Source organism: Streptomyces sp. NPDC029159 (genome assembly GCF_055564055.1).
In genome coordinates this window covers 24,959-35,626 of the sequence record NZ_JBVHWT010000006.1, presented here as the reverse complement: position 1 = coordinate 35,626, position 10,668 = coordinate 24,959, and the positions used below count along the sequence as shown (strand labels likewise).

8 protein-coding genes are annotated in these 10,668 nt (G+C 69.7%); all 8 read left to right on the top strand.

The features are described 5' to 3' along the window. The first annotated feature begins 24 nt into the window (after positions 1-24). The 8 genes from ACZ4U4_RS14505 (at position 25) to ACZ4U4_RS14470 (ending at position 10,658) form a co-directional block, all read left to right on the top strand. The gene (locus tag ACZ4U4_RS14505) at positions 25-348 is read left to right on the top strand and encodes a response regulator transcription factor (protein WP_467873237.1); all 324 of its coding nucleotides are present in this window, start codon (positions 25-27) and stop codon (positions 346-348) included. Between the two features lie 110 nt (positions 349-458). Further along, positions 459-731 (top strand): MbtH family protein, encoded by a 273-nt coding sequence (locus tag ACZ4U4_RS14500; protein WP_467873235.1) that lies wholly within the window; start codon positions 459-461, stop codon positions 729-731. After that, the gene (locus ACZ4U4_RS14495; RefSeq protein WP_467873232.1) at positions 728-1,498 is read left to right on the top strand and encodes a thioesterase II family protein; all 771 of its coding nucleotides are present in this window, start codon (positions 728-730) and stop codon (positions 1,496-1,498) included. Before ACZ4U4_RS14500 ends, ACZ4U4_RS14495 begins: the two co-directional genes overlap by 4 nt. 10 nt (positions 1,499-1,508) lie before the next feature. Continuing rightward, positions 1,509-5,477, top strand: a complete 3,969-nt coding sequence (locus ACZ4U4_RS14490; RefSeq protein ID WP_467873230.1) for a non-ribosomal peptide synthetase — start codon at positions 1,509-1,511, stop codon at positions 5,475-5,477. Next, the gene (locus ACZ4U4_RS14485; RefSeq protein WP_467873227.1) at positions 5,474-6,763 is read left to right on the top strand and encodes an MFS transporter; all 1,290 of its coding nucleotides are present in this window, start codon (positions 5,474-5,476) and stop codon (positions 6,761-6,763) included. The genes ACZ4U4_RS14490 and ACZ4U4_RS14485 overlap by 4 nt, the downstream gene beginning before the upstream one ends. A gap of 108 nt (positions 6,764-6,871) precedes the next feature. Then, positions 6,872-7,861 carry an aspartyl/asparaginyl beta-hydroxylase domain-containing protein gene (locus ACZ4U4_RS14480; RefSeq protein WP_467873224.1) on the top strand — a complete coding sequence of 330 codons (990 nt, stop codon included), beginning with the start codon at positions 6,872-6,874 and terminating at the stop codon, positions 7,859-7,861. A gap of 58 nt (positions 7,862-7,919) precedes the next feature. After that, positions 7,920-8,696 (top strand): 2OG-Fe dioxygenase family protein, encoded by a 777-nt coding sequence (locus ACZ4U4_RS14475; protein ID WP_467873221.1) that lies wholly within the window; start codon positions 7,920-7,922, stop codon positions 8,694-8,696. A 375-nt stretch (positions 8,697-9,071) separates the two neighbouring features. After that, positions 9,072-10,658, top strand: coding sequence for an amino acid adenylation domain-containing protein (locus ACZ4U4_RS14470; protein ID WP_467873219.1), 1,587 nt, complete (start codon positions 9,072-9,074; stop codon positions 10,656-10,658). Positions 10,659-10,668 lie beyond the last annotated feature (10 nt).

Genomic DNA, 10,668 nt, shown 5'->3' with positions numbered 1-10,668 from the left:
CGACACACCTGGGAGACGGACCTGATGCGCACCATGTTCGGACCGGAACCGATGGCGGAAGCGGCGTACCGGGAGATGAGCCAATCGCCTCCGCCGGTCGCCGAGCCCCGTGCCGAGGTTGTCCGCCCGCTGGACGCCGGGCGTCCGACGACAAACGACACCTTGAACGGCAAGGAACTGGCGCTGCTCAGGCTGGTCGCCGAGGGGTGTACCGATGCGGCCGCCGCAGGTCAGCTGCATGTTTCGCACCGGACCGTGCGACGCATGATGGCGGCGCTGATGGAGCGCCTCGGCGCCCGCAGCCGCTTCGAGGCCGGGGTCAAGGCCGCCCGGCGCGGCTGGCTCTGACCACCGAACGGGCCGCCCCACTTACCACTGACGTCAGGTCACCCCGCCTCGGCCGATCTCCACGGCCCGGCTCGATCGCCATGACCTGACCACCTTGAAAGGACACTTCCGTGAACAATCCGTTCGACGACGAAGACGGCTCTTATCTCGTCCTGGTCAATGCGGAACGACAGCACTCCTTGTGGCCCGCGGACATCGATGTGCCCGCCGGCTGGTCCACCGTCTTCGGAGCGGGAACGCGGACCGCGTGCCTGGCCCATGTCGAGGAGAACTGGACGGACATGCGGCCGGCCAGTCTGGCGGCCACGATGAACGGGGCCCGACCGCCGGCAGCGCACGAGATCGCTGATGCCGGGCCGACGTTCACCGGGAAGTCGCAGTGAGCGGCGTACGGGACACCACGGTGGTGCCCCTGCACCGCAGTCCGCACGCCGAGCGGACGCTGGTCGGCCTGAGTTTCTTCGGCGGCGGCACGGCCGCGTACCAGCCGTGGACCGCGCACATGCCCGCAGGCACGGATCTGGTCGTGCTCTGCTACCCCGGCAGGGAGGGGCGGTTCGCCGAGGACTTCGCCCGTGACTGGGACGAACTGGCCGCCGATGTCACACGATCACTGCGCGAAGCCGATCTCGGCCCGTACATCCTCTTCGGGCACAGCATGAGCGGCTGGATGGCCTTCGACGTGGCCGCCCGGCTCGACAGTGACGAGGCGCGAAGGCCCGAAACGCTCGTCCTGTCCTCCTGCAACGCCCCGGACCGCGGCCTGACCGACAGCGAACTCCTTCCCACCCCCCAGGACCCGGACGAGCGGCTCCTGGAGTGGCTCGGCACTCACGGCCTGTTGCCCCAGCACGTCCGGGAACACGCCGGCCTGACCGAGGTGGCGCTGGAGCTGGTACGGGCCGACATCGACGTCCGCAACACCTTCGTCTACGGCGGCGCCGAGGTGAGCGTGCCGCTCCAGGTGTTCTTCGGTGCCGACGACCCGCTGATCAGTGCCGACGCGGCTGCTCGGTGGAGCGCCCTGACCTCCGGCCCGTACCGGCACGACGTGCTCGGCGGCGGTCACTTCTACACCCCGGAGATCTGGCAGACCCTCCCGAGCCGGATCGCTTCGATCAATTCCGCCGCAACCAGCTCTGTTTCCTGAGGAGTTTCCCGTGACCCCCGTGTCCTACGCCCAGCGGAGGCTGTGGTTCCTCAATCGCGTGAACGGCGGGTCGGCGGTCTACAACTGCCCGCTCGTCATCCGGATGAGAGGCGAACTGGACCGCACCGCCCTGGCAGCGGCACTCGCCGACCTGGCGGACCGGCACGACGTGCTGCGCACGGTCTATCCCGGTGTCGAGGGCGAACCCGTACAGCGCGTACTTGCCCGACGGCCCGAGCTGGACGTGGTCGCGTGCGAGGAGAGCGGCCTCGCCGACGCGCTGTCCGCCACCGTCGACCGCGGCTTCGACCTGACGGCCGATCTCCCCATCCGGGCGACGGTGTTCGCGCTGGCACCGCGGGAACACGTGCTGGCGTTGGTGCTCCACCACATCGCCTGCGACGAGGGGTCCTGGCAGCCGCTGCTCACCGACCTGGCCGCGGCATACGGCGCCAGGGCCGCGGGCGAGTCACCTCAGTGGTCGCCGATTCCGGTGAGCTACCGGGACTACGCCGTATGGCAGCGTGACCTGCTGGGCGAGGAGGACGACCCGGCGAGCCTGCTCGCGACACAGCTGTCCTTCTGGCGGGAGCAGTTGGCCGGGCTCCCCGCCGAGCTGGACCTGCCGTTCGACCGGTCGCGCCCCGCGATCGCCGACCACCGCGGTGACTGCGTGCCGCTGAAGCTCGACGGCGATCTGCATCGCCGCCTGCTCGCGGTCGCCGCCGACCACGGGTGCACCACCTTCATGGTGCTCCAGGCCGGACTTGCGGTACTGCTGTCCCGGCTGGGGGCCGGGACGGACATCCCCATCGGCACCGCGGTGGCGGGACGCCTGGACGATGCGCTGGAAGGCGTCGTCGGTTTCTTCGTGAACACCTTGGTACTGCGCAGCGACGTGGCCGGTGATCCGACGTTCAGCGAGCTGCTGCACCGGGTGCGGGACGCCGCTCTCGCCGCCTACGACCACCAGGACGTTCCCTTCGAGCGGCTGGTCGAGGACCTGAACCCGGAACGGTCACTGGCACGGCATCCGCTCTTCCAGGTCATGCTCACCCTGTCCAGGGGAGAGGAGGCGACGTTCTCGTTGCCGGGTCTGACCTGTACCGAGGAGCAGCTGGACTGGGAGGTCGCGAAGTTCGACCTGTCCGCCGACTTCCGGGAGCATCGCACGCGGGACGGGGAAGCAGCCGGCATCGACGGTTCCCTCGAGTACGCGACCGCCCTGTTCGACCGGGCCACCGTCGACCACATCGCCGATGCCCTGCCCAGGCTGATGCGGCAACTCGTGTCCGCCCCGCAACGCCCCATCGGCGACGCCGACCCTCTCTCCGCCGAGCACCGGCACCAGGCCCTCGTCGCGTGGAACGACACCGCCCGGCCCGCCTCGCCGGCCACCGTGCCGGAGCTGTTCGAGGCGCAGGCCGCGCGAACGCCGCGAGCGACCGCGGTGGTGTGCGGGAGCACGAGGCTCACTTTCGCCGAACTCAACGCTCGTGCCCACGTGCTCGCACGCCGTCTGCGCGTCCAGGGAGCCGGGACGGAGCGGTTGGTCGCACTGGCCCTGCCCCGGTCGGCCGAGTCCGTCGTCGCGATGCTGGCGGTACTCAAGACGGGCGCGGCCTACCTGCATGTCGACCTCGAATACCCACCGGACCGCATCGAGCACATGCTGCGCGACGCCGCACCGGTCGCCGTCGTCACGGACACCGCGACCGCGGTGGCGCACGGGTTCGGTGAGTTGCCCGCGGTCTTCGCCGACCGGATCGAGACGCCGTCCGGCCCCGTGGCCGACCTGAAGTGCCGGGTACTGCCGGACAGCGCCGCATACGTCATCTACACCTCCGGATCCACCGGCCGTCCCAAGGGTGTGGTGACGCCGCATTCCGCCTTGAGCAACCTGTACGCCTTCCACCGCGCGGGCCTGATCGCGCGCACCGAGGCCGCGGCGGGCCGGCGGCTGCGGTCCGCCGTCACCGCCTCGCTGTCGTTCGACACCTCGTGGGAGGCGCTGTTCTGGATGCTGGCGGGACATGAACTCCATGTCATCCGCGACGACGTCCGGCGCGACGCCGTCGCGTTGACCGCCTACGTCAAGGACGCCGAGATCGACGTCCTCGACGTCACCCCCACCTACGCGGAGCACCTGCTCGACGAGGGCCTGCTGTCCGGGCCACGGGCGCCACTGGTGCTGCTGCTCGGTGGAGAAGCCGCCGGTCAGTCGCTGTGGACCCGCGTCCGGGAGGCGTCCGGCACGCTCTGTTACAACCTCTACGGCCCCACGGAATGCACTCTGGACGCACTGTGGTGGGACGCCGCGGACAGCCCGCACCCGCTGATCGGAAGACCGATCGGGAACACCAGGGTCTTCGTGCTCGACGAGCGGCTGCGCCCCGTCGCGCCGGGTGTGCCGGGCGAGTTGTACGTGACGGGCCCCGGCGTGGCCCGCGGCTATCTGAACCGCCCGACCGCGACCGCCGAACGGTTCGTCGCCTGCCCCTACGTCCCGGAAGGGGAGGCCGGCAGCCGCATGTACCGCACCGGTGACCTGGTCCGGTGGGACCGCCAGGGCAGGCTGGACTATCTGGGCCGCGTCGACGACCAGGTCAAGGTGAGGGGCTTCCGGATCGAGCTCGGCGAGGTGGAGGCCGCGCTGACCCGCTGCCCCGGCGTGGCGCAGGCCGCCGCGGCCGTGCGCGAGGACGCAAGGGGCGACAAGCGCCTCGTGGCGTACGTGCAGTCGGCCACGGACCACGCGCTCGACCCGCGCGAGCTGCGCAACCGGCTCGCCTCGATCCTGCCCGACCACATGCTCCCGTCGTTCTTCCAGCCGGTGGGACGGCTGCCGATGACGCCCAACGGGAAACTCGACCGGGACGCGCTGCCGCCCCCGGACTTCGCGCACCGTCCGGCGTCGCGTGGCCCGCGCGGACCCTACGAGGAGGTTCTCTGCGACCTGTTCGCGCAGGTCCTGGGGCTCAGCCGGGTCGGAGCCGAGGAGAGTTTCTTCGAACTGGGCGGCCACTCCCTGCTGGCCGTCAGGTTGCTCTCCCGGGTACGAGCGGTGCTCGGCGGCCACCTCACCATCGTGGACCTGTTCCAGGCGCCCACCGTCGCCGACCTGGCGGACCGGCTGGCCGCGGGGGCGCAGCACGACCCGCTGGCGCCCCTGCTCCCCCTGCGGACAGGAGGCGATCGGCCCGCGCTGTTCTGCGTGCATCCGGCCGCCGGGATCAGCTGGGGTTACGCGGGCCTGCTCGGCCACATCGACGCCGGCCACCCCGTGTACGGCCTGCAAGCCAAGGGCCTCAACGACGCGAGGGCATGCGGCGGATCCTGGCGCCAGATGGTCAAGGACCACGTGGAGCAGATCCGGTCCGTCCAACCCGAAGGACCCTACCGGCTGATCGGATGGTCCTTCGGTGCCGTGCTCGCCCACCTCCTCGCCACCGACCTCCAGGCCCGCGGAGCCCAGGTCGACCTGCTCGCACTGCTGGACGGCTACCCGCCCGACTCGGTACCCGGCCACCAGCCACTCGAAGACGGCGCTTCGGAGACCTTCACCGAACTCCTCGACTCCTTGGGGTACGGCCTTTCCGAGTGCGGCGAGGAACCGCTGAGCTTCGACGACTACGTGCGGACGGTCCGCCGGCCGGGCAGCACGCTCGAATGGTTGACGCGTGAGGAAGCCGCCGCGCTGGCCCGGGTGTTCGTGGACAACGACCGGATCTACGAGGAACTCCGGCCCCGGACGTACCGGGGGGACATGGTGTTCATATCCGCCACGGAGGGGAAGCCGGAGGACGCCCCCGCACCGGAATCCTGGCGTGACCACGTCACCGGAAGCCTTGAGGTGCATGACATCGACTGCGCCCACGGGGAGATCACCCAGGCGGAGCCGATATCGCGGATCGGCGCCATCCTCGCCGGAAAACTCGCCCTGCTGGACACTCCGCGGCCCACGGCGGGGGAGCGATGAGCGGCAAGACCCACCAAGGCTCGGTGACCGGCCGCGAGTTCCGGTTGTTCTGGTTCGGGGAGACCACGAGTCTGCTCGGCAACGCGATCGCCGTGGTGGCGCTGCCGTTCGTCGCCGTCCTCACCCTGCACGCGAGCACCTTCGTCGTCGGACTGCTGACGTCCGTCGCCTATCTGCCGTGGCTGATGCTCGGTCTGCCCGCGGGCGCCTGGGTGGACCGCCTTCCCCGCCGCCCGGTGATGCTGGTCTCCGATGCCGTTTCCTTCGTCGCTTTCGTCAGTGTTCCGGTCGCGGCCTGGGCAGACGTACTCACCATTCCGCACCTGCTCGCGGCCGCCTTCGTCTGCGGTTGCGCCAATGTCTTCTTCACCACCGCACAACGTGCGTATCTGCCGACACTGCTCTCCGACACGGAGCTCTTGGCCGGCAACGCGCGGTTGCAGGGAAGCGAGTCGACAGCCGAGGTCATCGGCCCCGGCCTGGCCGGAATGCTGGTGCAGGCTTTCGGTGCCGTCGCCGGACTGGTGGCCAATGCGCTGAGTTTCCTGGTGTCCTGGTTCTGTCTGCGGGCGATCCGGATCACCGAACCGCCGCCCTCGCCGCCTCCGGAGATCCGGCGGCGCCGACTGCGCACCGAAGTCGGCGACGGCCTGAGATTCCTGTTCCGGGATCCCATTTTGCGTACACTCGCGGTATTCAGCGCCGTGTCCAACATCGCGTTGACCGGCCTGAGCTCGATCGAAGTGGCGTTCCTGGTACGGACGGTCGGGGTCGGCGAGGCCGTGGTCGGCGTGGTGCTGACGCTGTGCGGTCTCGGCGGGGTCCTCGGAGCGCTGGTGTCCCACCGCGTGTCCCGACGATACGGCAGCGCGCGGGCCGCAGTGCTCTGCCTGGTGGGTGCCGCGCCCTTCACCTTGCTCTTTCCGCTGACCGGCCCGGGGGCCGGCCTCGCGTTCTTCGTCGTCGGAGGTGTCGGCGTCGGCGCGGGTGTGGTCGCGGCGAACATCATCACCGACACCTTCCGCCAACGGTACTGCCCCCCCGACCTGCTGGGGCGCATCAGTGCCAGCGCGGCCGTGATCAGCTTCGGCGCCATCGCCGTCGGCGGATTGCTCGGCGGCACGCTCGGCGAATTGTGCGGTGTCCGGGAAACGATGTGGATGATGACCGGTCTGCAGGTACTGGCAACGGCCATTCTGCTGTGCAGCCCGATACGAAAGCTGCGCGATTTCCCTGAATCTGATCGTGCAATTCTTGTGGTCGAGACAGGAAAGGCCATGTCCTAAAGTGTCCTGGCTGCTTCTGCCCGCCGTCAGACGCTTTTCCTGGCGCGATGGAGAAGTAAGATCTCGATCACAAGGAAAGCGAACAAAGCTTATTGAAGCGAGGTCTTCATGCAAGAGATAAGCTCCTTGGAAAACCTTCCGGCAGCGGTGATGCTCCGGGACGACCTGGATGTCGATCGGCTGAAAGCGGATCTCGCCGAGCTCAGCGGTTCCGAATCCTGGGCATTGCAACGGTCCTTCGAGGACGGCTTCATCGGAGAGGAATCCGATGTGGACTGGAAGGTTCTTTCCCTGCGCGCGCCGGGCGGGGACCTCCGGCGAACCGACCCCGGTGGCCCGGGACGTGACGGGTTCGCCGACACGCCCTTCATGGCGAAGACGCCCTACCTCCGTCAGATCCTGTCCGAACTGGGCACCGAACTGCGCAGCGTCCGCTTGATGGCCCTGGCCCCCGGTGTGTCCGTCGAAGAGCACTCGGACACCCCGCTCGGACTCCCCTACGGCTACGTACGGCTGCACATCCCGCTGGTCACCAATCCCGGGGCGGTACTGGTGCTGGACGGGGTCGAACAGCGCTGGCAGCCGGGAACGCTCTGGTACGCCGACTTCGAACGACCGCATTCCCTGCGGAACGCCGGCGACCGCACCCGGGTCCACCTGGTCGCGGACTGCGCCACCAACGACAAGCTGCTGGCCCTGTTCCCGGACAGCTTCCGAGCGGAGCTGCCTACCAGCGACATCGCCTACTACCGCCCCGTGCTGCCGCTCACGTCGCGCGAACTCGCCGAGTTCAGCTGCACCTTCGCGGTGCCGTTCTCCTTCATGGAGTGGGGAGAACCCGTGGTCGACGACCAGGAGAGCGACCTCGCCGCCGAAGTGACCGCCGAGGACGAGGGCCTGGTCCTGCGCGTCGAAGGGCGCGGGCCCGTGGAACTGCTGCACCTGGGCGCCGGCGAGTTCCGGTTGCTCGGCTGGAGCGAGGAACGCCTGCTCCGCCTCGACCTCTTCGACGACGATCCGCGAGTGGAGCTCTCCACCCGGCGCGGACGCCGTCGCCAAGTGGTCGTCCGTCCGGCGCACAGGCTCGCCACGGCCTGACCGCCCGAGCCGTCAGCCACCACAGTCCACCCCTCACGACCACAGCTTGGGGACAGTCATGCAGACACTGACCGAAACGCCCGCCCTCGTCGAGAACGGATTCGCCCGCTGGGACCTCGCCGAGGAATTCGGGATAGCCGAATCCGACGCGTCCTTCCAGAACCTTCGCGCCGAGTTCGTCGACCTGCCACCGGACCCCTACGCGACGGAGGAAGGCCGCAACCGCCGCTACGCCCGCGGCATTTACCTCCCCTGGTCGCGAGAGTTCAGCTGGATTCCGGACACGCACCTCGGCGAACAGGGGTGGATGAACGGCTACTGGCAGGCTGACCACAACCCCGACTATGTCGGCGTGGTCCGCCAGCTGCCCGCCATGAGTGAGACAGCCCGGAACAACCCGATCATCCACGAGATGCTGTCCTTCGACTTCGCCCAGACGCGATGGTCGCGGAGCGACGCGGCGTTCCCGCTGCACGTCGGGGTGCATCTGATCAAGCTGGCGGTGGACGACCCCGGACACGAGGCCATCTCCTCGCCCAACGAGCTCCATCAGGACGGCGAGCCGTTCGTCTTCGCGCACCTGGTCTACCGCCGCAACGTCGTCGGCGGCTCCAACGTGATCGCGCCGCCGAAGTACCGGGGCAAGCTGCCCGAGGACGTGCCCGCCGGCGAGGCTCTGGCCGAGTTCGAACTGACCAAGCCGCTGGAGTCCTACGGCGTCACCGACGAGAAGGTCAGCCACTACGTGTCCCCCATCAGGCGCGGGGCCGGCCCGGAGACGGGCGAGCGTGCGGTGGTCCTGGTCGACTTCACCCCGATGCGGCAGCACATCTGAGACCGCCGGGTGCCGGGAGTACGCCGGGTCGAACCGGACCGACCCGCGCCGCGGAGCGTGCGCGAGGCCATCGCGGCGGACTGAACGCCGACCCGCCGCACCGGACTGACGCGCCGCCGGTCCGCAGGGGCCCGTATCCGGTCCCTGCGGCGCCCGGCCGGCCCGCCCGCCGGCTGCTCCCGGCAGGCGCGGGCGAACGACCGGGCCGCCGCCGCGCACGGGCTGCCCGTCGACAAGTGGGCGGCCCGGACGCCGACGAGCGCCGAACGCCGGAGCGCCTGAGAGCGCACCGCCCCGGAGCGCCCGGGACGAACCCTCTACCCAGGTGCCGCGGCGGCCCGCCCGACCGGACACCTCGCACATCGGAGACAGTTGATGAGCCTTCAGGGAAAGCGGGTGGCTCTGCCGCCCTCGCCCGTCGTCCACCGCCGCTTCGAGGAGCACGCGCGGGCCACCCCCGACGCCGTTGCCGTCGTGTGGTCCGGCCGGCAAGTGACGTACGCGGAACTCGACGCGCGGGCCAACCGGTTCGCGCACCTGCTCACCGCACGCGGCCACGGCCGCGGCGCGAAGGTCGGCGTCTGCCTCGACTACTCGACCGACATGATCGTCGCCATCCTCGGCACCCTGAAGGCCGGCGCGGCCTACGTGCCCTTCGACCCCACCTACCCCGCAGCCCGCCTGCGGCTGTTGCTCGGGCAGGTGCCCGACCTCGCCCTGATCGTGGCCTCCCCGGCGACGGCCGCGATGGTCGAGTCCGCGGGCGTCGAGATCATCGACCTCGAACAGCTCGCAGGCCACCTCGCGACTCTCCCGGCGACCGTCCCCGACGTCCACGTCACCGGCGACGACCTCTGCTACGCGGTGTTCACCTCCGGCTCGACCGGCACCCCCAAGCTGACCGCGGTCCGCCATGAGGGCTGGTTCAACCTGATGAACTGGCTCCAGCTCGAGTACGGTCTGCACCGCGGCTCCCACAACCTGGTCGTCTCCGCCTTCGGCTTCGACCTGTCCCAGCGCGCCCTGATGACACCACTGTTCTGCGGCGCCACCCAGCACCTGATGGCCAGCCGCAACTTCGACGCCATGCTGGCCCACCGCATGCTCACCCAGTACGACATCCGCGTCGTGCACTGCGCCTCCAGCACCCTGTACCTGCTGGTCGACTGGGAGAACGCACGCGGCGGCGACGCCCTCGCCCGGCTCGACTACATACTGTTCGGTGGGGAGGCGCTGAAGAGCGAACGCCTCGCCCGCTTCGTGCGCCGCCCGGGCACCACCTGCACTCTGCTGCACCAGTACGGCGTCGCCGAGTGCACGGACGTCGCCACCTCCTACGACCTGGCCCACTACCGGCCTGGCGAGCACGACATCGCCCCGGTCGGCCGGCCCGCCCACAACACCACCATCCACCTCCTGGACGCCGAACTGCGCGAGGTCGAGGCGGGCCGGTACGGCGAGATCTGCATCTCCGGGGCCGGCGTCGGCGCGGGCTACCTGGGGGCCGGCGGCCCCGAGAACGCCAAGTTCACGACCATCGACATCGAGGGGACGCCCCTGCGCCTGTACCGCACGGGGGACCGCGGCCGGATCGACGACAGCGGTGAACTCGTCGTCGTCGGACGGATGGACGCCCAGGTCAAGGTGCGGGGCATGCGAATCGACCCCACCGACATCGAACGCGCGTTGGGAAGGCTGGCCGGCGTCCGCGAGGCGGCCGTGGTGGTCACCTACGACGACGGCGGCGAAGCCGAACTGCACGCGTTCGTCGTCCCCTCGGGCAAGGACCTCGCCGAGGACGACCTGCGCACCCGTCTGCTGTGGACGCTGCCGCGGAACATGGTGCCGTCCCGGTTCACGAACATCCTGCGCATTCCGCTGAGCCCACACGGAAAAGTGGACCGCGCCGCCCTGGCGGACATCCGCCGCGTCCAGAGAACCGACAGCAATTCCATGGCATGACCAGGCCCTT

What these genes read in the sequence shown, in the direction of transcription:
- ACZ4U4_RS14505 (WP_467873237.1), top strand. Translation starts at nt 25, where the DNA reads ATGCGCACCATGTTCGGACCGGAACCGATGGCGGAAGCGGCGTACCGG.
- ACZ4U4_RS14485 (WP_467873227.1), top strand. Translation starts at nt 5,474, where the DNA reads ATGAGCGGCAAGACCCACCAAGGCTCGGTGACCGGCCGCGAGTTCCGG.
- ACZ4U4_RS14480 (WP_467873224.1), top strand. Translation starts at nt 6,872, where the DNA reads ATGCAAGAGATAAGCTCCTTGGAAAACCTTCCGGCAGCGGTGATGCTC.
- ACZ4U4_RS14475 (WP_467873221.1), top strand. Translation starts at nt 7,920, where the DNA reads ATGCAGACACTGACCGAAACGCCCGCCCTCGTCGAGAACGGATTCGCC.
- ACZ4U4_RS14470 (WP_467873219.1), top strand. Translation starts at nt 9,072, where the DNA reads ATGAGCCTTCAGGGAAAGCGGGTGGCTCTGCCGCCCTCGCCCGTCGTC.